Genomic DNA, 20,682 nt, shown 5'->3' on the forward strand with positions numbered 1-20,682 from the left:
ACTCTATGTGCGGAATCGTCGGATACATCGGCAAGCGTGACGTGGCACCGCTGCTGCTGGAGGGCCTGCAGCGCCTGGAGTACCGCGGGTACGACTCCGCGGGCATCGTCGTCAACAGCCCGAAGTCCGGCGCGCTGAAGATGGTCAAGGCCAAGGGCCGGGTCCGGGACCTGGAGGCGCGCGTCCCCAAGCGCTTCGCGGGCACCACCGGCATCGCCCACACCCGATGGGCCACCCACGGCGCGCCCAGCGACATCAACTCGCACCCGCACCTGGACCCCGAGAACAAGGTCGCCGTCGTCCACAACGGCATCGTCGACAACGCCGCCGAGCTGCGCGCGAAGCTGGAGGCCGACGGGGTCGTCTTCGCCTCCGAGACCGACACCGAGGTCATCACCCACCTGATCGCCCGCTCCCAGGCCGACTCCCTGGAGGAGAAGGTCCGCGAGGCGCTCAAGGTCATCGAGGGCACGTACGGCATCGCCGTCATGCACGCCGACTTCGCCGACCGCATCGTCGTCGCCCGCAACGGCTCGCCGGTCATCCTCGGCATCGGCGAGAAGGAGATGCTGGTCGCCTCCGACGTGGCCGCGCTGATCGCCCACACCCGCCAGGTCGTCACCCTCAACGACGGCGAGATGGCCACCCTCAAGGCCGACGACTTCCGTACGTACACCACCAGCGGTACGACGACGAACGCCACCCCGGAGACCGTGGAGTGGGAGGCCGCCTCGTACGACATGGGCGGTCACGACACGTACATGCACAAGGAGATCTCCGAGCAGCCCGACGCGGTCGACCGCGTGCTGCGTGGCCGGATCGACGACCGCTTCAACACCGTCCACCTGGGCGGCCTGAACCTGGACCCGCGCGAGGCGCGCGGCATCCGCCGGGTGAAGATCCTGGGCTGCGGCACCTCCTACCACGCGGGCCTGATCGGCGCGGGCCTGATCGAGGGCATGGCCCGGATCCCCGCCGACGCCGAGCCGGCGTCGGAGTTCCGCTACCGCAACCCGGTCGTGGACCCCGACACCCTCTACATCGCGGTCTCGCAGTCCGGTGAGACCTACGACGTGCTCGCCGCCGTGCAGGAGCTCAAGCGCAAGGGCGCCCGCGTCCTCGGCGTGGTCAACGTGGTCGGCTCGGCCATCGCCCGCGAGGCCGACGGCGGCGTGTACGTGCACGCCGGCCCCGAGGTCTGCGTGGTGTCCACCAAGTGCTTCACCAACACGGTCGTGGCCTTCGCGCTGCTCGCCGTCCACCTCGGCCGGATCCGGGACCTGTCGGTCACCGACGGCAAGCGGATCATCGAGGGCCTGCGCAAGCTGCCCGAGCAGATCCAGGAGATCCTGGAGGGCGAGGAGGACATCAAGAAGCTGGCGGCCGAGTACGCCGACGCCAAGTCGATGATGTTCATCGGCCGCGTCCGCGGCTACCCGGTCGCGCTGGAGGCCTCCCTCAAGCTCAAGGAGATCTCCTACATCCACGCCGAGGCCTACCCGGCCTCCGAGCTCAAGCACGGCCCGCTGGCGCTGATCGAGCCCTCGCTGCCGACGGTCGCGATCGTCCCGGACGACGACCTGCTGGAGAAGAACCGCGCGGCGCTGGAGGAGATCAAGGCCCGCAGCGGCCGGATCCTCGCCGTCGCCCACCGGCCGCAGGAGAAGGCCGACCACACGATCGTCGTCCCGAAGAACGAGGACGAGCTCGACCCGATCCTGATGGGCATCCCGCTCCAGCTGCTGGCGTACCACACGGCCCTGTCCCTGGGCCGGGACATCGACAAGCCGCGCAACCTGGCGAAGTCCGTCACCGTCGAGTAGTCGCGACCGGGCGACCGGGGGCGACGCCCCCGGTATGCGCAGAGGCCCCTCGTGCACCGTGTGCACGAGGGGCCTCTCCCGTTCCCCGCCGTGGGCCCCGCCGTGGCGCGGGGCCGCGCGTCAGCTCGAGGCGACCGCCCCGCGGCCGGACGCCTTGCCGAGGGCCATGGGCCATGTGGCCAGCGCGGCCGTGGTGCCGTACCAGGCCAGCAGCCCGGAGACGGCCGCGACCCAGCCGCCGGCCTTGGCCAGGCCGCCGCTGTCGGCGAAGGACGCTATCGCCAGCAGCACCAGGGACAGGAACAGCAGCCCGTACATGCCCTGGCTGAACAGCCCGCTCGCGGCGCTCACCGTGAGGGTCAGGGCGAGCATGGCGAACAGGACCAGAAACGTTCCGGCTGCGCCGTCGGAGACCTTGTCCCCGGCTCCGCTGGCCCAGGTGAACCAGAAGGCGCCGAGACCGGCGAACGCCGTGCCGTTGAAGCCGTTGCCGCCGCGGAACTCCAGGAGCCCGAGGAGGAAGAGGCCGATGCCACCGACGAAGGTGGCGAGGGAAACGGAATCCGCCGCGGACACACCGTCGATCACTCCGGTGTGGCCGATTCCGAAGGCGAGAAGGGTCAGCCCCAGAGCCAGGTGCCCCAGGGTCGAAGTCGTGGCCGTGCTTCCCGCGGAGACGTCATTGTCCACGGCGGGCTCCCTTCGATCTGCAGTTTTGTGCTGCTACCCAGCGACTTTTATCTACCCTTTACAAGGGAGCGCAACCGCACGATCCGCAGTCGGCCGGTCACGGAGGGATTACGGAATGACAACGACGGGCCGCTGGGCCCGCTTGGCGAGCCGGCCGGCGACGGAGCCGAAAATGCGCCCCACGATGCCGTGCGTGGAACCGACCACGATGGCGTCGGCCGAGTACTCGCGGCCGACCTCCTCCAGCTCGTGGCAGATGTCCCCGCCGCGCTCGACCAGGATCCACGGCACCTCGGCCAGGTAGTCGGCGCAGGCCAGTTCCAGGCCCAGCACCTCGGTGCGGTGGTCGGGCACGTCCACGAAGACGGGCGGCTCGCAGCCCGCCCACACCGTGGTGGGCAGCCGGTTGGCCACATGGACGATGATCAGGCCCGATCCGGACCGGCGGGCCATGCCGATCGCGTAGGCCAGGGCCCGCTCACTGGAGGTCGAGCCGTCGAAGCCCACCACGACGCCGTGCCGGAAGGCCGGGTCGCACGGATGGCGTGCCTCTTCCACCGCGCGCAGATCGGCCGACGCGGGGTCGGCGAGGCGCTTGCGCTTGCGGTCCGCGGGTTCGGGGTATTCGTGACCGGCCATGGGTGTCTCGGCGAAGAGTCCTCAGAATTCGGCAACGGAGGGTGACGGAGCTTGCGTCCGGGAAGCATCTTCCCAAGCCCTTACCCACCAGGGTACGGCGACACTCCTGTCCAGGACAGGGCTTGCCGCCCTTGGAGAGCGTCCCACGGAGCATGCCGGAGCGGGGCCGCCTTGGCAATGGCCGCTGGCGCATACAGGCAGTGACGAGCCACCTGTTGGGCACAGTGACCGAGTCGGGCCGCGCCGCGTTGGTCATTCGTCCGACCGTCCAGGAAGAGCCCGCAGGGAGCACGCCGTGCCCGGCCATCCGGTTCACCCCGTCCAGCCCGCTCAGCCGACGCAGTCAGCCCACCCCGCCCACCACCACACCCACCCCACCCACCCCGCTCCCCGCCACGGCGTTCACCCGTCCGTGCGCCCCGCACGCCGGCCCCGGCACGACGACCCTGCGGGTGACGTGGTGCGCTGGGCGGCCTTCAGCTGCCTGCTCGTCCCCGTGGTCCTCGTCGTCTACGGAACGTCCTTCGACGGGGCGGCGGTGGCGACCCTGGGCCTGGTCGCGGTCACGGCCGCGTGCCGGGTGATGCTGCGCCACTCCGAGAGGACGGCGCGAACGGCCCGAACGGCAGGGACGGCACGGCCGGTACGGACCGCGCGGCGCGCACCGGCCGCCCCGGCCCCGGTCCCCGCCCGGGCCCTCGCGGCCGGGCCCCTGCCCTCCGCGCACCGCGGCCGGCACTCCCGCTCAGGAGCCGGCGCGCACCGCGGCTGCCACGCCTCCGGCGGGTTCTCCCCGCACGACTGACCGGTTCGCACACGCGCGCCCGCATGTTTTCAGCCAACTTCGCGACCCCTGGCAACCGTTGCCGGAATGTCCACCCAACCCCCCTACCACCAGCGACGACGGAGCCGGGGTGCCGCGAGGACCCTATGTGTACTGGCCACAGGCGGACGGCGTGCTTCCCCCCAAGGTCGCGGAGTGGAACGCTTCCTGATCGAATGCTTTTCGCCAAGTTGCCAAGTCGACATAGCGCTGCGTGCTGAACTTGTCACGCCGACACCACGGGACGCAGTAGATTCGATCATGTATTTACGGCGGGGGACCACGTGCAAGGCCGAGGGGAAACGTGCAGGTGCGACCAGACCAAGGAGTCGCGACACCCAAGGGGGGCTTAGCGCCATGAGCCAGGACTCCACCGCCGTCGTCGCGGACGCCGGCCGGAAGCTCGCGGGGCGGCGCCGCAGGGAGATTGTCGCGGTGCTGCTGTTCAGCGGCGGTCCGATTTTCGAGAGTTCCATTCCACTCTCCGTGTTCGGCATCGACCGGCAGGACGCGGGAGTTCCACGCTACCGACTGCTCGTGTGCGCCGGTGAGGACGGTCCGCTGCGGACCACCGGCGGGCTCGAACTGACCGCGCCGTACGGGTTGGAGGCGATCGCCCGGGCAGGCACGGTCGTCGTTCCGGCCTGGCGCTCCATCACATCGCCGCCGCCTCCGGAGGCGCTGGACGCCCTGCGTCAGGCGCACGAGGAGGGCGCCCGGATCGTCGGACTGTGCACGGGGGCCTTCGTGCTCGCCGCCGCCGGTCTGCTGGACGGCCGGCCCGCGACGACGCACTGGATGTACGCGCCGACGCTGGCCAAGCGGTACCCGTCCGTCCACGTCGATCCGCGCGAGCTGTTCGTCGACGACGGCGACGTGCTCACCTCCGCGGGCACCGCGGCCGGAATCGACCTGTGCCTGCACATCGTGCGCACCGACCACGGCAGCGAGGCGGCCGGGGCCCTGGCCCGCAGGCTCGTCGTCCCGCCGCGGCGCACGGGCGGCCAGGAGCGCTACCTCGACCGGTCCCTGCCGGAGGAGATCGGCGCGGACCCGCTGGCCGAGGTCGTCGCCTGGGCACTGGAGCACCTCCACGAGCAGTTCGACGTGGAGACGCTCGCCGCCCGTGCGTACATGAGCCGGCGGACCTTCGACCGCCGCTTCCGGTCGCTGACCGGCAGCGCGCCGCTGCAGTGGCTGATCACCCAGCGGGTGCTCCAGGCACAGCGGCTGCTGGAGACCTCCGACTACTCGGTCGACGAGGTCGCCGGACGGTGCGGGTTCCGTTCGCCGGTCGCGCTGCGCGGGCACTTCCGGCGGCAGCTGGGGTCCTCCCCGGCGGCCTACCGCTCCGCCTACCGGGCGCGCCGGCCGCAGGCCGACGTACCGGTGTCCGAGCTCTCGGGCGGTCCGGTTCCGCACCAGCGCACCCCGCAGCCCCAGCGGGCCGCGGCCGCGCTGGCGGCCACCGGCCCGACCGTGACCGAGCTCTACGCCCCGGGCCGCGCCCTGCGCGAGCACGCGTAACGCCCGGACGGCACGGCACACCCTGCGCGAGGTCCCCGCACCGGTCACCACCGGTGCGGGGATCTGGCGCATAAAGTGGACGCATGAACGATCGCATGGTGTGGATCGACTGCGAGATGACCGGGCTCTCGCTGACGGACGACGCACTTATCGAGGTGGCCGCACTGGTCACCGACTCGGAGCTCAACGTGCTCGGCGACGGCGTGGACATCGTGATCCGCCCGCCGGACGCCGCACTGGAATCCATGCCCGACGTGGTGCGCGAGATGCACACCGCCTCCGGCCTGCTCGAGGAGCTGGCCGGCGGTACCACCCTGGCCGACGCCGAGGCGCAGGTCCTGGCGTACGTACGGGAACACGTGAAGGAGCCCCGCAAGGCTCCGCTCTGCGGGAACTCGGTCGGCACCGACCGCGGCTTCCTGCTGCGCGACATGCCCGCGCTGGAGAGCCACCTGCACTACCGGATCGTGGACGTGTCCTCGGTCAAGGAGCTGGCCCGGCGCTGGTACCCGCGGGCCTACTTCAACAGCCCGCCGAAGAACGGCAACCACCGCGCGCTCGCGGACATCAAGGAGTCCATCGCCGAGCTGCGCTACTACCGCGAGGCGGTCTTCGTGCCGCAGCCCGGTCCGGACTCGGACACCGCGCGGGCCATCGCCGCCAAGCACGTCCTGCCGGCCGAGTAGCGCGGCGGCGGGAGCCCCGGAGGAGGGGTGGCGGGAAACGGGGGAGCGAGCACCCTTCCGGACCCTGTACCCTTTTCTTCGGCCGGTCGGTTTCCGACCGGACATGGTGGGTGTAGCTCAGTTGGTAGAGCACCTGGTTGTGGTCCAGGTGGCCGCGGGTTCGAGTCCCGTCACTCACCCTGATCGGAAGGTCCCGGTCCGCGCGAGCGGACCGGGACCTTCCGCGTTCTGCGGGACCCCGGCCCGGTCCGGTCCGAAGGACCCGGCCTACGACGACTGCCGGACCACCAGCTCGGTCGGCAGCACCACGGACGGGGCCGGTTCCGCGGCGCCGCCGTCCCGCGCGATCCGCTCCAGCAGCACCCGCGCCATCGTCCGGCCCATCTCCTCGATCGGCTGGCGCACGCTCGTCAGCGGCGGGTCCATGTGCCGGGCCACCACCGAGTCGTCGAAGCCGACCAGGGCCACGTCCTCGGGGGTGCGGTGTCCCGCCGCGCGCAGCTCGTGCCGGGCCCCGGCGGCCATGACGTCGGAGGCGGCGAAGACGGCGTCCGGGGCGGGGCCGCGGGCCAGCAGCTCGCGCATGGCCCGGCGGCCGCCCTCCTCGGTGAAGTCGCCGTACGCGATCAGCGCCTCGTCCGCGCGGTGGCCGGCCTCGGCCAGGGCCTGCCGGTAGCCCTCCAGGCGGCACTGGGAGGCGTACACGTCGAGCGGGCCGGTGATCGTCGCGATCGTGCGCCGGCCGCGGGCCAGCAGGTGCCGTACGGCGGCCCGGCCGCCCTCCAGGTTGTCGGAGTCCACGCACGGCAGCGGTTCGTCGGCCGAGCGGCGGCCGCTGATCACGGCCGGGATGCCCAGCTCGGCCAGCAGCTCCGGCAGCGGGTCGCCGGCGTGCACCGAGACCAGCAGGACGCCGTCCACGCGGTGCCCGGACAGGTACTGCGCCAGCCGGCGCCGCTCGCGGTCGGAGCCGGCCAGGGTGAGCACCAGCTGGACGTCGGTCTCGGCGAGGGCGGCGCCGACCCCGCGGACCACGTCCGAGAAGTACGGCTCGGCGAAGAACCGGTCCTCCGGCTCGGGGATGACCAGGGCGACGGCGTCGGTCCGGTTGGCCGCCAGGGCCCGGGCGGCCCGGTTGGGTACGTAACCCAGCTCGGCCACCGCGGCCTCGACGGCCGCCCGGGTGTGCTCGCTGACCTTGGACGACCCGTTGATCACGCGGGACACGGTGCCGCGCCCGACCCCGGCCCGCACGGCCACCTCCTCCAGGGTCGGCCGTCCCCCGCCGCGCACACGCCCGTTCATGGCTTCCTCCCGATGGTGAATCTACCCCTTGACGCCGGTGGGAGCGCTCCCACACTGTGGCACACAACACACGGCACGTTCACTCCTCAAGGAGGACGCACATGCGAGCCCGAAGAGCCCGAGGAACCCTGGCCGCCGTCGTGGGCGCCGCCCTGCTGCTGGCGGGCTGCGCGCAGGACCCGGCGGACGGCCCGGAGGAAAGCGGCAAGGGCGGCGGCAAGGGCAGCGGCGCCGCGCGCGTCACCCTCACCGTCGGGGTCTTCGGGGCCTTCGGCCTCAAGGAGGCCGGCCTGTACGACGCCTACATGGAGCAGAACCCGGGTGTGCTGATCGAGCAGACCTCGATCGAGCGGAACGAGAACTACTACCCGCAGCTGCTGACCCACCTGGGCACGGGCAGCGGACTCGCCGACATCCAGGCCGTCGAGGTCAACAACATCGCCGAGATCACCGCGACGCAGAGCGAGAAGCTGGTGGACCTCGGCAAGGTGGCCGGGGTGGACAAGGCGGCGTACCTGCCGTGGAAATGGGCGCAGGGGACGGCGAAGAACGGCGCCACGGTGGGGCTCGGCACCGACATCGGGCCGCAGGGCATCTGCTACCGCAAGGACCTGTTCGCGGCGGCCGGGCTGCCCACCGACCGGGCGGCGGTCGGGGCGCTGTGGGCGGGCGACTGGAACAAGTACCTGGAGGCGGGCCGGCAGTACAAGGCGAAGGCGCCCGCCGGGACCTCCTTCGTCGACTCGGCCTCGGGCGTGATGGCGGCGGTGACCGGCGGCAGCGCGCAGCGCTTCTACGACGAGCAGGGCAAGGTCGTGTACAAGACCAACCCGGCGGTGCGCGCGTCCTTCGACCTGGCCGCGTCCTTCGCGACGGAGGGCCTGAGCGCGAAGCTCCAGCAGTTCACCCCGGCCTGGGACCAGGCGTTCGCCAACGGGACGTTCGCCACCGTGTCCTGTCCGGCCTGGATGCTCGGCTACATCCAGGACAAGGCGGGCCCGGCGGGCCAGGACAAGTGGGACGTGGCACAGGCCCCCCGGCCCAGCAACTGGGGCGGCTCGTTCCTGGTGGTGCCCAAGGCCGGGAAGAACGCGGCGGAGGCGGCGAAGCTGGCGGCGTGGCTGACGGCGCCCGCGCAGCAGGCCCGGCTGTTCGAGAAGCGGGGCAGCTTCCCGAGCGCGAGCGCGGCCTACGCCCTGCCGACGGTCTCGGGGGCCAGGCACGCCTACTTCGGGGGCGCGCCGATCGGGGAGATCTTCGCGCAGGCGGCGCAGGGGGTGCCGGTGACGGTGGTCGGCCCCAAGGACCTGGTGATCGCCCAGAACCTGGCCGACATCGGGATGCTCCAGGTCGACCAGAAGGGGCGGTCCCCGGAGGAAGGCTGGCAGGCGGCGGTCAAGGCGATCGACAACGCGCTGGACCAGTAGCCGATGGCCGACGAGACGACGGGGACCGCGGTCCTGCCCACGTCCTCCCGCGCACCGCGGGAGGACCGGGCGGGCCGGGCGGGCCCGGCCTGGCGGTCCCGGCGCTACCGCTGGGACCTGCGCCTGAGCCCGTACGCGTTCGTGGCGCCGTTCTTCCTGTTCTTCGCCGCCTTCGGGCTCTTCCCCCTGCTGTACACGGGCTGGGCGGCGCTGCACCAGGTGGAGCTGACCGATCCGGACGCGATGCGCTGGGTGGGCCTGCGCAACTTCAGCCGGCTGCTGGACGACACGTTCTTCTGGAACGCGCTGCGCAACACGGTGACGATCGGGCTGCTGTCGACGGTGCCGCAGCTGGCGGTCGCGCTGGGGCTGGCCCATCTGCTGAACTACCGGCTGCGCGGCTCGACGTTCTTCAAGGTCGCCGTCCTCACCCCGTACGCGACCTCGGTGGCGGCGGCCACCTTGGTCTTCGTGCTGCTCTTCGGCCGGGACCACGGGATGGTGAACTGGGCGCTGGACCTGGCCGGGTTCGGGCCGGTGGACTGGCAGAACGGCACCTTCGCCTCGCAGTTGGCGGTCTCGACGATCGTGATCTGGCGGTGGACGGGCTACAACGCGCTGATCTACCTGGCGGCGATGCAGGCGGTGCCGGGTGAGCTGTACGAGTCGGCGGCGCTCGACGGGGCCTCCCGGTGGCAGCAGTTCTTCCACGTGACCGTGCCGTGCCTGCGGCCGACGATCCTGTTCACCTGCGTGGTCTCGACGATCGGGGCGACGCAGCTGTTCGGCGAGCCGCTGCTGTTCAACGGCGGGGCGGGCGCGACGGGCGGCTCGGACCACCAGTTCCAGACGCTGGGCCTGTACCTGTACGAGCAGGGCTGGGTGAACCTGCACCTGGGGCGGGCCTCGGCGATCGCGTGGACGATGTTCCTGATCCTGCTGCTGGTCGCCGGGGTGGCGCGGCTGCTGCGCGGGCGGGGTGAGCGGTGAACTCACTGCGCGCGAGCCGGCTGACGTATCTCGTCCTCGGTCTCTTCACGGCGGTCTCCCTCTTCCCGCTGGTGTGGACGGCGGTCGCGGCCTCGCGGACCAGTACGCGGCTGGCGCAGACCCCGCCGCCGTTCTGGTTCGGCGGGAACCTGGGCCGCAACCTCACCGTGGCCTGGAACGACGCGAACATGGGCACGGCCCTGCTCAACACCGTGGTGGTGGCGGGCACGGTCGCCGCGGGCACGGTCCTCTTCTCGACCCTGGCCGGGTTCGCGTTCGCCCGGCTGCGGTTCCGCGGCCGCCGGCTGCTGCTGATGCTGGTGGTCGCCACCATGCTGATCCCGCCGCAGCTGAGCGTGGTGCCGCTCTACATGCTGATCGCGAAGCTGTCGTGGACCGATCAGCTGCAGTCGGTGATCCTCCCCTCGCTGGTCTCGGCCTTCGGGGTGTTCTTCATGCGCCAGTACCTCACCCAGGTCCTCCCGGCGGAGCTGGTGGAGGCGGCCCGGGTGGACGGCGCGAGTTCGCTGCGGATCGTGTGGCACGTGGTCTTCCCGGCGGCCCGCCCGGCGATGGCGGTCCTGGGCATGCTGACGTTCGTCATGGCCTGGAACGACTTCTTCTGGCCGATCGTGGCGCTCACCCAGAACGGCAGCCCCACGGTCCAGGTGGCCCTGACGGGCCTGGGCCGCGGCTATATCCCGGACCAGTCGGTGATCATGGCGGGCGCGCTGCTGGGCACGCTCCCGCTCCTCCTCGTCTTCGTCGTCTTCGGCCGCCAGATCGTGGGCGGCATCATGCAGGGAGCAATCAAGGGATGAGCACACCCACGACGCTGACCTTCCCGGAGAAGTTCCTCTGGGGCGCGGCCACGGCGGCCTTCCAGATCGAGGGCGGCGCGGACAGCCGCGGGCCGTCGATCTGGGACACCTTCTGCCGCACCCCGGGCAAGGTGCACGCCGGTGACACGGGCGACGTCGCCGTGGACCACCACCGGCTGTGGCGGCAGGACGTACGCCTGATGGCGGAGCTCCATCTGAACTCCTATCGCTTCTCGGTCTCCTGGCCACGGGTACTGGCGGGCGGCATCGGCTTCTACGACGCCCTGGTGGACGAACTCCTGGCGTTCGGCATCGAGCCCTGTCTGACGCTGTACCACTGGGACCTGCCGCAGTACCTGGAGGACGCGGGCGGCTGGGCGGAACGGGAGACGGCGTACGCCTTCGCCCAGTACGCACATGACGTCGGCGCGGTGCTCGCCGACCGGGTCCGGTTGTGGTGCACCCTCAACGAGCCCTGGTGCAGCGCCTTCCTCGGCTACGCCTCGGGCGTGCACGCCCCGGGCCGGACCAGCCCGGCGGACGCGCTGCGCGCGGCGCACCACCTCAACCTCGCCCACGGCCTGGCGGCGCGGGCGCTGCCCTCCGCCGCCCACGTCGGCATCGCGCTCAACCCGAGCGCGGTCCGCCCGCTGACGGCCTCCCCCGCCGACCGGGACGCCCGGCGCCGCATCGACGCGCTGGCCAACCGCGTCTTCACCGGACCGCTCCTGCACGGCGCCTATCCCGACGACCTGCTGACCGACACGGCCACCGTGACGGACTGGTCGTTCGTCCACGAGGGTGACGAGAGCCTGATCCAGCAACCCCTGGACTTCCTGGGGGTGAACTACTACAGCCCCGCCGTGGTCTCGGCGGCCACCGCCGGCGACGGCCCCCGCAGGGACGGCCACGCCACGACCGTCCACTCCCCCTGGCCCGCGGCGGAGACGGTGGCCTTCCACCAACCCCCGGGCGAACGGACCGACATGGACTGGTCCATCGATCCGACGGGCCTGTACGACCTGCTGATGCGCTTCTCCAAGGAGGCCCCCGGCCTGCCGCTGATGGTCACGGAGAACGGCGCGGCCTACCCCGCCGACCTCCACGACCCGCTGCGGATCGCCTATCTGGAGGCCCACCTGACCGCCGTCCACCGGGCCCTGTCGGACGGCGCCCCGGTCGAGGGCTACTTCCTGTGGTCCCTGCTGGACAACTTCGAGTGGTCCTACGGCTACAGCAAGCGCTTCGGCATCGTCCACGTCGACTACGCCACCCAGATCCGCACGCCCCGGTCCAGCGCCCACTGGTACGCCCGGCTGGCCCGCACGGGCCGGCTGTGAGCAGCGGGGGCGCGGGTCAGGAGAAGGCCTCCGCGTGGTCCTCGGCCCAGGTCTCGAAGGTGCGGGCGGGGTGGCCGGTCAGACGCTCGACCTCGTCGGTGACCGACATCGCGATCCCGTCCTGGGCGGCCCAGTGGGCGAGCAGGGCATCGGCATAGGAGCCGGGTACGAAGCCCTCCACGTCGGCCTTCCACTGCTCGGGGGTGATGGTCTCGAAGGGGACGGACCGACCGAGGACGCCGGAGAGGACCGCGAGCTGCGCGGCGAAGGTGAGGGACTGCGGGCCGGTGAGCGTGTACGCCCCGCCGGCCAGGGCGGGGTCGGAGAGGACGGCGACGGCCGCGTCGGCGATGTCGGCCTCGTGGACCGGGTCGGCGTACGCACCGGGGTAGGGCAGCCGGATGGGCGTCCCGGACTTCATGGCCCAGGCCCAGCCGAGGGCGTTGCTCGCGAAGGCGCCGGGGCGCAGCAGGGTGGTGCGCAGCGGCGAGGCGAGCAGGGCCTGCTCGACCGCGAGGTGGGAGGCGGCCAGGGCGTTCTCGGTGGCGTCGGCGCCGAGGACGCTGGAGGAGGACAGCAGCACGACATGCTCGACGCCGGCGGCGGTGGCCTCCTTGACGAAGGCGTCGATCGCCGCCGCCTCGGCGTAGAGGAAGACGGTGCGGATGCCCTCCAGGGCCGCCGGGAAGGTGGCGGGATCGGTCAGGTCCAGATGCACGGCGCCCGGGGCGCCGGACGCACCCGACGCGCCGGGAGGCCCGGGCTCGCGGGAGCCGAGGCGGAACGGGATCGCGCGCTCGGCCAGGCGGGCGGCAACGGCGCGGGCCACGGCGCCGCGGCCACCGGTGACCAGGACGGACGGCCCGTACGACGAAGACGACACCGACGACGTGGCTGACGCGGACAGAGACCGGGACGGAGACGGCGACGCGGACGCGGACGCGGATGCGGATGCGGATGCGGATGCGGACGGGAACGATGCCGGGAGGGAGGCCGCGGACATGGAAGGCTCCTTGTGATCGGACGCGACACGGCTACAATCTCCGTGACGCAGATTCTGTGCGACGCATTCCCTGCGTCACACAGATAAATTTGGAGCACGGAGAAGCCGATGTCAACCGATTCCCCCCGTTCGGGTGAATGGAGCCGCGCGGAGCTGCTCGCGCGCGTCATCACGGAGAGCCAGAAGCACTACGCCGACTACTCCGTCTTCAACCAGGCGATGGCCGACCACGTCGGCCTGCACCCCACCGATATGCAGTGCGTGGCCCTGCTCGACCTCGAACCCGACCCCGTGAGCACCGGCGACGTCGCCCGCCTGACCGGCCTGACCTCGGGTTCCGCCACCCGCCTCGTCGACCGCCTGGTCAAGGCAGGCGTCGTCGAACGGCACGCGGACCCCCACGACCGCCGCCGTTCCCTGGTGGCCCTCTCCCCCACCGCCCGCACCCGCATCTCCACCGCCTGGGACACCCCCGGGCGCGCGTTCGGCGAGGTCCTGAGCGGCTACTCCGACGCCGAACTGGCCGTCATCGCCGACTACCTCCACCGCACCGCCGCGGTCGGCCGCGAGCAGGCCGAACGCCTCTCCCACACCCCCCACGCGGCCCCCGGCACCCCCTGACAAGCGGGTGCGCGGGTGCGCGGGTAAATCGATGGGTGCGCGCGGCCGCTCAGCCCGGGGTCGCCGCCATCGCCTTCAGGCCCCGCTCCAGACCTTCGCGGTCCATCACCGGAGCGACCTCGATCTCGGCGCCCAGCTCCATGAACAGGCCCTCCAGCACCGGCGGCAACGACGCGCTGTCGTCCATGTCGAAGACGATCCAGCAGGAGCGGACGCCCTCCGACAGGCCGAAGTAGGCCGCCTCCGGCTGGAGGGCCTTCAGCAGCTTCTCCATCGTCCGCTGCAGCGACCCGCTCTTGAGGGCCTCGTTGCCCGCGGTGGTGTCGATGTGGGCCCGGAGCATGACTCTCATGCGTGGCTCCCTTCCGTCACGCCCACCCTCGGCGGCCCCACCGGGGGCGGCAACTGTTGCGCACCCGTCAGTGGCCGCCCCAGGCCCCGCCGCCGCCCGCGCCCTGGATGTGGAAGTTGAAGTCGGTGTGCCCGAGGGTGCCCATCAGGCGCAGCCAGACCGGCAGCAGCATCTCCGTGCCGCGCGCGGACTCGATGCCACCGAGGTCCAGCACGCTCGATTCCGGCCAGCCGAAGGAGTACAGCAGCTCCCGCACCGTCTTCTTGGCCTCCGCGTCCTCGCCGGAGACGAAGACGTGGTGCTCGCCCGCGACCCGGCTCGGGTCGACCATGACGGCGCAGTTCATGGTGTTCAGGGACTTCACCACCCGCAGGCCCGGGAAGGTCCGCTGGATCCGCTCCCCGAGGCTGTCGGTGTTCACCGGGTCCAGCGAGGGCGGAAACCCGTGGCTGAAATCCAGCGGGTTGGCGATGTCCAGCAGCACCTTGCCCTCCAGGTGGGCGGCGTCGGCGGCGGCCAGCGCGTCCAGGCTGACCCGGCCGCCCGTGGCGTTCACCAGCACCTCCGCGGCCGCCGCGGCCCCGGCGAAGGGCGCCAGCGCCACGTCGGGATGGGAGGCCTGCCAGACGGCGTACGGGCCCACGCCCGTCTCGCCGGGCTCCGTACGCGCGAGGGTGGCGGCCGGGTCACGGGTGCCGATGACCACCTCGTGGCCGAGCGAGACGAGCTTGGCGGCAACGGTCCGGCCGACGATTCCGGTGCCGAGGACGGCGTAACGCATGGCGGACTCCTTCTGGAGCGGGACGGACGAGTCCAGGATGCCCACGCCGGAGTGGAAACGGGTACCGCGCCGTACCGGGGACCCGCCCCCTCACCCCCGTCGCTTGCGCCGCCCCCGCCGCGCCTGCGGCCCGCCCGCACCGCCCCGGCTGCGCCCGTCCAGCGCGATCCACACCCGCACCTCGGTGCCGCCGAGCACCGAACGCCCGATCCGTACGTCGCCGCCCGTCGACTCCGCCACCCGGCGGACGATGTCCAGCCCCAGCCCGGTGGAACCGTCCCGGCCCCCGTCGTTGCCGCGCCGCAGCGCGGCGTCCGGGTCGGCGATCCCGGGGCCGGCGTCGGAGACCAGCACGATGACCGCGTCCCCGGCGTCGTGCACGTCCACCGCGAACGGGGTGCCCTCGGGGGTGTGCCGGAAGACGTTGCCGAGCATGGCGTCCAGGGCGGCCGCGAGCTCCGGGCGGGCCACCGGGATCCGTACCGTCCGGTCGACGCCCGCGAGGCGCACCTCGCGGCCCTCGTCCTCGGCGAGCGCGGACCAGAAGTCCATCCGGTCGCGGATCACCTCGGAGGCGTCGCAGCCCGCGCCGGCCCCCTGCGTCGCCGGCCGCTGCTCGCGCGCGGTCCGGATGATCGTGTCGACCTCGCGCTCCAGCTGCTCGACGGCGGCCCGGGTCTGGTCGGCGGCCGGTCCGTCCCCGAGGGAGGCCGCGTTGAGCCGCAGCACCGTCAGCGGCGTCCGCAGCCGGTGCGAGAGGTCGGCGGCCAGCTCCCGCTCGTTGGCGAGGAGTTCGACGACCTGGTCCGCCATCGAGTTGAACGCCACGGCGGCCGACCGCAGTTCCTTGGGCCCGGCCTCGGGCACGCGCGCGCCGAGCCTGCCCTCGCCCAGCTGGTGCGCGGCGTCCGCGAGCCGCTCGGCGGGCCGCACCAGACGGGCGCCGAGCCGGTCGGCGACCGCCACCGAACCCACGATCAGGGCGAGCCCGACGCCCGCGAGGACCAGCCAGGCGGTGGTGACCCCGTTGCTGACCTCGCTCTCCGGTACGAAGATCTCCACGACCGCGATGTCGCCGGTGCCGATGGCGGTGGGCTGGAGGAGCGCCGAGCCGCCGCCCGGCACCGAGGCGGTGGTGGCCCGCCCGTACTCGCGGGTGCGGGCCACGTCACCGGCGGCCGCCCGGGCCCTGCCGATGGTCACCTCGGCCGCCCCGCCGACCCCCGGCACGTGCACGGCCATCCGCTCGGCAGCGCCCATCTGGGTGGACTCCACGGCCTTGCGCAGCTGCTGCGGGTCGGTGGTGATCGACAGGGTGGGCCCGATGGTGGCGGCCTGCCGCTCGGCGTTGGAGAACGCCCGGTCGCTGGCCATCTCCTGGACGACCATCCCCAGCGGTACGGCGAACGCGACGACCACCATGGCGGTGACCGCGAGGCACACCTTGACCAGGGCCCATCTCATCGCGCGCGCCCCCCGCCCGCCGCACGGGCCCTCTCCATGACGCCCGCCGCACCCGCCCCGCTCACGCGGGTGGCTCCAGCTTGACCCCGACACCCCGCAGGGTGTGCAGATAGCGGGGGTTCGCAGCCGTCTCGCCCAATTTGCGCCGCAGCCACGACAGATGGACGTCGATGGTCTGGTCGTCCCCGTACGACTGCTGCCAGACCTCCGCCAGCAGCTCGCGCCGTGCCACGACCACCCCGGGCCGGCCGGCCAGGAAGGCCAGCAGGTCGAACTCGCGCCGGGTCAGGTCCAGTACGGCCCCGTCCAGCTCCGCGAGACGGCGCAGCGGGTCGATGGCCAGCCCGCCGACCCGCAGCACGCGCGAGGGCGGTTCCGCCCCGGCGGCGGCCCGGGCGCGGCGCAGCACGGCGGCCATCCGGGCGGAGAGGTGTTCCACGGAGAAGGGCTTGGTCAGGTAGTCGTCGGCGCCGGCGTTGAGCAGCCGGACGATCTCCGTCTCGTCGTCCCGCGCGGTCGCGATGATCACCGGGACGTCGGTGATGCCGCGCAGCATCTTCAGCGCCTCCGACCCGTCCAGGTCGGGCAGCCCGAGGTCCAGGATGACCACGTCGAAGCGGTGGTGGGCGACTTCGCGCAGGGCCTCCAGGGCCGTACCGACGCTCCGCACGGTGTGGGAGGCATCGGTGAGGTGCCGGATGAGGGCGGAACGCACGAACTGGTCGTCCTCGACCACGAGCACACTTGCCATGGGCGGCACCGTACGCCATTCGGGGGACCGCGCGGGGTGGCGGTCCACCTCTGCGACGCGTGGTGCAGTATGTGCCCTGATGCGACGAGGACTGGTACACGCTTTCGCCTGGACACTGGCCACCGGGGCGGCGGTGACGCTGTCGTGGTGGGGCGTGCACACGGTCATGTCCGGTACGGCGTACGACCGGCCGCTCGCCGTTCCGCTCACCACGCAGGCCCTGTCCTCGGCCACCCAGGGCACGCGGCCCCCGGCTCCGTCCGCCTCGCCCGGCACCGCCGCGCCCTCGGCGCCGGCCCCCTCCGCCCCGCCGTCCGCGTCCGCGTCCGCCGCGTCCCGGCCGCCGGCCGCCGCGAAGCCCGCGCCGAGCCGGCAGCCGTACGGCGGCGGGCCGGCGAAGGAGGGCACGGGCGATGTGAAGGGTTACACGGTCCCCGGCGGCCGGGTGGTCTTCGACCTCGGCGCCACCTCGGCGGAGCTGGTCTCGGCGACGCCCGCGGCCGGATGGCGGATGCAGGTGTGGAAGCAGCCGTTCATGATCCGGGTCACCTTCACCCGTGACGGCCGCGAGTCCTCCGTCTTCTGCACCTGGCACGACCACCCGCCGCTGGTGGAGTTCGACGAGCGCTGAAGGGCTGAAGGACAGAGCGCACCGGTCAGGACCTGGACTACCGGAACACCGACGGCGGCGGCGCCGGCGAGGCCACCGCCGAGGCGTCGGCCACCGGGGCCGCGCCGCCCGTGAAGTCCGCCAGGTCGCGGCCGTGCAGCACCCGGCCGGGGTGCGGGTCGCCGGCCACCCGGCGGGTGAACTCGGCCACCGGGAGCTCACGGTCGGACGCCACCAGCACGGCATTACCGAAACGTTTCCCCCTGAGGACCACCGGGTCCGCCGCCAGCGCCAGCCGCTCGAAGCGGACCGCCGCCGTCGCGATCTGCCCGCGCAGATGGGCCAGCGGCGGGCCGTCGGCGAGGTTCGCGACGTACCACCCGGTGGGCGCCATCGCCCGCCGTACGTCGTCCAGGAACTCGGTGCTGGTCAGGTGCGCCGGGGTGCGCGCCCCGCTGAACACGTCCGCGATCACCAGGTCCGCCCAGCCGTCCGGCACCTTGGCGAGTCCGGCCCGGGCGTCGACGGCGCGGACCCGTACCCGTGCCTGCGGATCCAGCGGGAGGTGCTCCCGTACGAAGGCCACCAGGCCCGCGTCGATCTCCACGACCTGCTGGGCGGACCGGGGCCGGGTGGCCGCGGTGTAGCGGGCCAGGGTGAAGGCACCGCCGCCCAGGTGCACCACGTTCAGCGGCTGCCGGGCCGGGGCGGCGAGGTCGACGAGGTGCCCGATCCGGCGCTGGTAGGCGAAGTCCAGGTGCGCCGGATCGTCGAGGTCCACGTGGGACTGCGGGGCGCCGTCGATCAGCAGGGTGAACGCCCGGGGGCGCTCCCGGTCGGGGGCCAGCTCGGCCGTACCGCCGTCGACCTGTCCCACGACCGTCTCGGCGGCCGCCGTCCGTCCACTTCTCCTGCCCTTTGCCACGCCCCCATTATCGCTGGTCAGAGCCGGGCCCTCGCGGCGGCGAGCCAGCGGCCGGCCAGCGGCGGGGACCGGGACGCCCGGCGCCGGTGCGAGGTCTCAGTGGCAGCCGTCCGCCGCCTCGATCAGGCGGGCCGCCTCGCCGAGGGCCGCGCGCAGCACCTCGGGGTCGGTCAGACCGCCGGTGACCTCCGGCGGCAGCAGCCAGGCGGTGGGGCCCGCGGCGGGCGCGTCGCCGAAGCGCATCCCGCGCCCGTTGGTCTGCGTACACGCGCTGCCCGGCATGTCCCAGGCGTCGGCGGTGCCGGGCGGGACCAGGAAGCCGAGGGTGTCGCCGGATCCGTCGTGGAGCACCGGACCGACGCCGGCGGCCGGGGTCGGTGAGGCGCGCAGGATGATGTCCACCGCCTCCAGTCCCTGCCGGGTGGGCACGGTCACCAGATCCGGGGCCGGGGTCGCGCCAGGCTCGGGCGCGGTGCTCGTTCCACTGCTCTCCATGCCACCCTCCAACAAGGGAACCCCTCCTCGATGCTCGAGTCCGCATGGTTCAACGCACCGGAACGTCAACGGTGGCGGCGCGAGAACGCCGCAAAGGATGGCACTTCATGGCGGATCGCGGGTGAGATATCCCTTTTGTAGCCAAACACCGTGTGGCGCCACCGGTGTCGGCGGTACGTTCATGCGCGCCGGACCCCACCCGTCACCGGCACTCTTCCTCGCCAGAGAGGCCAGGTCCATGGCGGCGTCCCCCCACGCACCGAACGCCACGTTCCGCCGGCTGCGCGGGCAGCGTTCGCCCGCCGAGTTCGCCGCCCTGGTGCGCAGGGCGGCGAAGGAAATCGGAGAAACGGTTTCCTGCGACGCCCGCTACATCGGCCGGGTCGAGTCCGGCGAGATCCGCTGCCCCAACTACGCCTACGAGCGGGTGTTCCTGCACCTGTTCCCCGGCCGCACGCTGACCGACCTCGGTTTCGCCCCGCGCGAGGTGGTGCGCGGCCGCTCGGCCCGCGTCCCGGCCGCCCCGTCCCCCACCCCCCACCCCTCCAAGGAGAGCGACGTGCTGCGTCGCGCGTTCATGGCGGGCGGCTCGGCGACCGTGGCCGCCGCGACGCTCACCTTCAGCCTGCTCGGTGACCACCGCCCCCCTCCCGCGCGGGCCGGGGAGGCGGAGGTGGCCGCGGTGGAGGACGCCGTCCGCCAGATCCGGCTGCTGGACGACCGGCACGGCGCCGACGCCCTCTACCGCAGGGCCGCCGAGCCGCTGCGCGCCGCGTACGCGCTGCTGGACGCCGGGGCCGCCCGGCAGTCGACGGAGGACCGGCTGCACGCGGGCGCCGGCGAACTCGCCCTCTCGGTGGGCTGGCTGGCGCACGACTCGAACCGTTTCGAGGACGCCCGCTCCCACTACGCCGAGGCGCTGGCCACGGCCCGGGTCGCCGGGGACGCGGGCCTGGAGGCGCATGCCTTCTGCAACACGGCTTTCCTGGCCCGGGACTGCGGGCGGCCGCGCGAGGCGGTCCGGGCCGCCCAGGCCGGGCAGCGCGCGGCCCGGGGGCTGGGTTCGGCGCGGCTGCTGTCGCTGCTCTCGCTGCGGGAGGCGGGCGGCTGGGCGGGGCTGGCGGACCGTTCGTCCTGCGAGGACGCGCTGAGCCGGGCGCACACGCACTTCTCGCGGGGCGCGGTGGAGGCCGATCCGGAGTGGATGTCCTTCTTCGGCGAGGCGGAGCTGGAGTCGCTGGAGGCCAAGTGCTGGGCGGAGCTGGGCGAGTACGGCCGGGCCGCCCGGCACGCCCGGCGGGCGGCCGACCTCCAGGACCCGCACTTCGCGCGCAATGTCGCGCTGTACACCGCCGAGCTCGCCGACGACCTGGCCCGCGCGGGCGCCCCCGACGAGGCCGCCTGGGCCGGCGGCCGGGTGCTGGACCTGCTCACCGAGGTGCAGTCCACCCGGGTGCGGTCGCTGCTGGCGGGCACCGCGCGGACCCTGGTCCCGCACCAGCGCTCGCCGCGCGTCGGCGACTTCCTGGCCCGGCACGCCCCGGTCTGAGCCCCGCCCCGCTCTCGCAAGGGCACGGAAGGCGGGAGGGGGCGGGAGGGGGCGGCCGCG

At 72.9% G+C, this 20,682-nt stretch carries 22 protein-coding genes and 1 tRNA gene; 13 read left to right on the forward strand and 10 right to left on the reverse strand.

What is annotated here, in order from left to right; translation table 11 throughout:
- Nucleotides 1–5 precede the first annotated feature (5 nt).
- Nucleotides 6–1,823, forward strand: coding sequence for a glutamine--fructose-6-phosphate transaminase (isomerizing) (gene glmS, locus ACIPXB_RS17515; RefSeq protein ID WP_401450403.1), 1,818 nt, complete (start codon nt 6–8; stop codon nt 1,821–1,823).
- A gap of 120 nt (nt 1,824–1,943) precedes the next feature.
- On the opposite strand, the gene ACIPXB_RS17520 is transcribed toward glmS, so the two are convergent.
- On the reverse strand, nt 1,944–2,513 hold the full coding sequence (locus ACIPXB_RS17520) for a GPR1/FUN34/YaaH family transporter (protein ID WP_401450405.1): 570 nt from the start codon (nt 2,511–2,513) through the stop codon (nt 1,944–1,946).
- A gap of 108 nt (nt 2,514–2,621) precedes the next feature.
- The gene (locus ACIPXB_RS17525; RefSeq protein WP_401450407.1) at nt 2,622–3,152 is read right to left on the reverse strand and encodes a universal stress protein; all 531 of its coding nucleotides are present in this window, start codon (nt 3,150–3,152) and stop codon (nt 2,622–2,624) included.
- A 295-nt stretch (nt 3,153–3,447) separates the two neighbouring features.
- On the opposite strand from ACIPXB_RS17525, the gene ACIPXB_RS17530 reads away from it, so the two are divergent.
- From ACIPXB_RS17530 to ACIPXB_RS17545, 4 genes are all read left to right on the forward strand, one after another.
- Complete coding sequence (locus tag ACIPXB_RS17530; RefSeq protein WP_401450410.1) at nt 3,448–3,957, forward strand: hypothetical protein; 510 nt, start codon at nt 3,448–3,450, stop codon at nt 3,955–3,957.
- A gap of 375 nt (nt 3,958–4,332) precedes the next feature.
- Complete coding sequence (locus ACIPXB_RS17535) at nt 4,333–5,502, forward strand: helix-turn-helix domain-containing protein (protein ID WP_401450412.1); 1,170 nt, start codon at nt 4,333–4,335, stop codon at nt 5,500–5,502.
- A gap of 83 nt (nt 5,503–5,585) precedes the next feature.
- A complete protein-coding gene (gene orn / locus ACIPXB_RS17540) occupies nt 5,586–6,188 on the forward strand; it encodes an oligoribonuclease (protein ID WP_401450414.1) in 603 nt (200 codons plus the stop codon).
- 106 nt (nt 6,189–6,294) lie between these two features.
- A tRNA-His gene (locus ACIPXB_RS17545) sits at nt 6,295–6,367 on the forward strand.
- An 88-nt stretch (nt 6,368–6,455) separates the two neighbouring features.
- On the opposite strand, the gene ACIPXB_RS17550 is transcribed toward ACIPXB_RS17545, so the two are convergent.
- Nucleotides 6,456–7,493 carry a LacI family DNA-binding transcriptional regulator gene (locus tag ACIPXB_RS17550; protein WP_401450416.1) on the reverse strand — a complete coding sequence of 346 codons (1,038 nt, stop codon included), beginning with the start codon at nt 7,491–7,493 and terminating at the stop codon, nt 6,456–6,458.
- Nucleotides 7,494–7,594: 101 nt separating this feature from the next.
- Here ACIPXB_RS17550 and ACIPXB_RS17555 point away from each other — a divergent pair, with 101 nt between their 5' ends.
- From ACIPXB_RS17555 to ACIPXB_RS17570, 4 genes are read left to right on the forward strand one after another with little or no spacing between them, the layout of a single operon-like run.
- Entirely contained in the window at nt 7,595–8,920 is a 1,326-nt protein-coding gene (locus tag ACIPXB_RS17555; RefSeq protein WP_401450418.1) for an ABC transporter substrate-binding protein, read from the forward strand.
- A gap of 3 nt (nt 8,921–8,923) precedes the next feature.
- The gene (locus ACIPXB_RS17560; protein WP_401450421.1) at nt 8,924–9,910 is read left to right on the forward strand and encodes a carbohydrate ABC transporter permease; all 987 of its coding nucleotides are present in this window, start codon (nt 8,924–8,926) and stop codon (nt 9,908–9,910) included.
- Nucleotides 9,907–10,731 carry a carbohydrate ABC transporter permease gene (locus ACIPXB_RS17565; RefSeq protein ID WP_401450423.1) on the forward strand — a complete coding sequence of 275 codons (825 nt, stop codon included), beginning with the start codon at nt 9,907–9,909 and terminating at the stop codon, nt 10,729–10,731. The genes ACIPXB_RS17560 and ACIPXB_RS17565 overlap by 4 nt, the downstream gene beginning before the upstream one ends.
- Nucleotides 10,728–12,071 (forward strand): GH1 family beta-glucosidase, encoded by a 1,344-nt coding sequence (locus tag ACIPXB_RS17570; protein ID WP_401450427.1) that lies wholly within the window; start codon nt 10,728–10,730, stop codon nt 12,069–12,071. Before ACIPXB_RS17565 ends, ACIPXB_RS17570 begins: the two co-directional genes overlap by 4 nt.
- A gap of 16 nt (nt 12,072–12,087) precedes the next feature.
- Here ACIPXB_RS17570 and ACIPXB_RS17575 read toward each other — a convergent pair whose 3' ends face one another.
- Entirely contained in the window at nt 12,088–12,954 is an 867-nt protein-coding gene (locus ACIPXB_RS17575; protein WP_401450429.1) for an NAD(P)H-binding protein, read from the reverse strand.
- Between ACIPXB_RS17575 and ACIPXB_RS17580 the strand changes: the two genes are divergently transcribed.
- Together ACIPXB_RS17580 and ACIPXB_RS17585 are read left to right on the forward strand one after the other, a co-directional pair.
- Nucleotides 12,917–13,090: a hypothetical protein gene (locus ACIPXB_RS17580; protein WP_401450827.1), complete on the forward strand. Its 174-nt coding sequence runs from the start codon at nt 12,917–12,919 to the stop codon at nt 13,088–13,090. The two genes, ACIPXB_RS17575 and ACIPXB_RS17580, sit on opposite strands and share 38 nt — an antisense overlap.
- A 92-nt stretch (nt 13,091–13,182) precedes the next feature.
- Nucleotides 13,183–13,695 carry a MarR family winged helix-turn-helix transcriptional regulator gene (locus ACIPXB_RS17585; RefSeq protein WP_401450432.1) on the forward strand — a complete coding sequence of 171 codons (513 nt, stop codon included), beginning with the start codon at nt 13,183–13,185 and terminating at the stop codon, nt 13,693–13,695.
- Between the two features lie 49 nt (nt 13,696–13,744).
- On the opposite strand, the gene ACIPXB_RS17590 is transcribed toward ACIPXB_RS17585, so the two are convergent.
- The 4 genes from ACIPXB_RS17590 to ACIPXB_RS17605 form a co-directional block, all read right to left on the reverse strand.
- Nucleotides 13,745–14,047 carry a hypothetical protein gene (locus tag ACIPXB_RS17590; RefSeq protein ID WP_401450434.1) on the reverse strand — a complete coding sequence of 101 codons (303 nt, stop codon included), beginning with the start codon at nt 14,045–14,047 and terminating at the stop codon, nt 13,745–13,747.
- Between the two features lie 67 nt (nt 14,048–14,114).
- Entirely contained in the window at nt 14,115–14,828 is a 714-nt protein-coding gene (locus tag ACIPXB_RS17595) for an NADPH-dependent F420 reductase (protein ID WP_401450436.1), read from the reverse strand.
- Nucleotides 14,829–14,918: 90 nt separating this feature from the next.
- Nucleotides 14,919–16,292 carry a sensor histidine kinase gene (locus ACIPXB_RS17600; RefSeq protein ID WP_401450438.1) on the reverse strand — a complete coding sequence of 458 codons (1,374 nt, stop codon included), beginning with the start codon at nt 16,290–16,292 and terminating at the stop codon, nt 14,919–14,921.
- A 61-nt stretch (nt 16,293–16,353) separates the two neighbouring features.
- A complete protein-coding gene (locus ACIPXB_RS17605; protein ID WP_401450440.1) occupies nt 16,354–17,043 on the reverse strand; it encodes a response regulator transcription factor in 690 nt (229 codons plus the stop codon).
- Between the two features lie 79 nt (nt 17,044–17,122).
- On the opposite strand from ACIPXB_RS17605, the gene ACIPXB_RS17610 reads away from it, so the two are divergent.
- Complete coding sequence (locus ACIPXB_RS17610) at nt 17,123–17,674, forward strand: hypothetical protein (RefSeq protein WP_401450442.1); 552 nt, start codon at nt 17,123–17,125, stop codon at nt 17,672–17,674.
- Between the two features lie 37 nt (nt 17,675–17,711).
- On the opposite strand, the gene ACIPXB_RS17615 is transcribed toward ACIPXB_RS17610, so the two are convergent.
- Nucleotides 17,712–18,578: a spermidine synthase gene (locus ACIPXB_RS17615; protein WP_401450445.1), complete on the reverse strand. Its 867-nt coding sequence runs from the start codon at nt 18,576–18,578 to the stop codon at nt 17,712–17,714.
- Nucleotides 18,579–18,674: 96 nt separating this feature from the next.
- Nucleotides 18,675–19,073, reverse strand: coding sequence for a hypothetical protein (locus ACIPXB_RS17620; RefSeq protein ID WP_401450448.1), 399 nt, complete (start codon nt 19,071–19,073; stop codon nt 18,675–18,677).
- Nucleotides 19,074–19,311: 238 nt separating this feature from the next.
- Between ACIPXB_RS17620 and ACIPXB_RS17625 the strand changes: the two genes are divergently transcribed.
- Nucleotides 19,312–20,622: a tetratricopeptide repeat protein gene (locus ACIPXB_RS17625; RefSeq protein WP_401450450.1), complete on the forward strand. Its 1,311-nt coding sequence runs from the start codon at nt 19,312–19,314 to the stop codon at nt 20,620–20,622.
- The last annotated feature ends 60 nt before the right edge of the window (nt 20,623–20,682 follow it).

Source organism: Streptomyces sp. NPDC090022, assembly GCF_044748145.1.
Classification (GTDB): domain Bacteria; phylum Actinomycetota; class Actinomycetes; order Streptomycetales; family Streptomycetaceae; genus Streptomyces.

Bases quoted from the DNA above. Each gene is read 5' to 3' on its own strand.
- ACIPXB_RS17595 (WP_401450436.1), bottom strand. From the start codon at position 14,828: ATGCGTTACGCCGTCCTCGGCACCGGAATCGTCGGCCGGACCGTTGCC.
- ACIPXB_RS17585 (WP_401450432.1), top strand. From the start codon at position 13,183: ATGTCAACCGATTCCCCCCGTTCGGGTGAATGGAGCCGCGCGGAGCTG.
- ACIPXB_RS17550 (WP_401450416.1), bottom strand. From the start codon at position 7,493: ATGAACGGGCGTGTGCGCGGCGGGGGACGGCCGACCCTGGAGGAGGTG.
- orn (WP_401450414.1), top strand. From the start codon at position 5,586: ATGAACGATCGCATGGTGTGGATCGACTGCGAGATGACCGGGCTCTCG.
- ACIPXB_RS17560 (WP_401450421.1), top strand. From the start codon at position 8,924: ATGGCCGACGAGACGACGGGGACCGCGGTCCTGCCCACGTCCTCCCGC.
- ACIPXB_RS17555 (WP_401450418.1), top strand. From the start codon at position 7,595: ATGCGAGCCCGAAGAGCCCGAGGAACCCTGGCCGCCGTCGTGGGCGCC.
- ACIPXB_RS17600 (WP_401450438.1), bottom strand. From the start codon at position 16,292: ATGAGATGGGCCCTGGTCAAGGTGTGCCTCGCGGTCACCGCCATGGTG.
- ACIPXB_RS17625 (WP_401450450.1), top strand. From the start codon at position 19,312: ATGGCGGCGTCCCCCCACGCACCGAACGCCACGTTCCGCCGGCTGCGC.
- ACIPXB_RS17610 (WP_401450442.1), top strand. From the start codon at position 17,123: ATGCGACGAGGACTGGTACACGCTTTCGCCTGGACACTGGCCACCGGG.
- ACIPXB_RS17605 (WP_401450440.1), bottom strand. From the start codon at position 17,043: ATGGCAAGTGTGCTCGTGGTCGAGGACGACCAGTTCGTGCGTTCCGCC.
- ACIPXB_RS17570 (WP_401450427.1), top strand. From the start codon at position 10,728: ATGAGCACACCCACGACGCTGACCTTCCCGGAGAAGTTCCTCTGGGGC.
- ACIPXB_RS17535 (WP_401450412.1), top strand. From the start codon at position 4,333: ATGAGCCAGGACTCCACCGCCGTCGTCGCGGACGCCGGCCGGAAGCTC.
- glmS (WP_401450403.1), top strand. From the start codon at position 6: ATGTGCGGAATCGTCGGATACATCGGCAAGCGTGACGTGGCACCGCTG.
- ACIPXB_RS17525 (WP_401450407.1), bottom strand. From the start codon at position 3,152: ATGGCCGGTCACGAATACCCCGAACCCGCGGACCGCAAGCGCAAGCGC.
- ACIPXB_RS17590 (WP_401450434.1), bottom strand. From the start codon at position 14,047: ATGAGAGTCATGCTCCGGGCCCACATCGACACCACCGCGGGCAACGAG.
- ACIPXB_RS17620 (WP_401450448.1), bottom strand. From the start codon at position 19,073: ATGGAGAGCAGTGGAACGAGCACCGCGCCCGAGCCTGGCGCGACCCCG.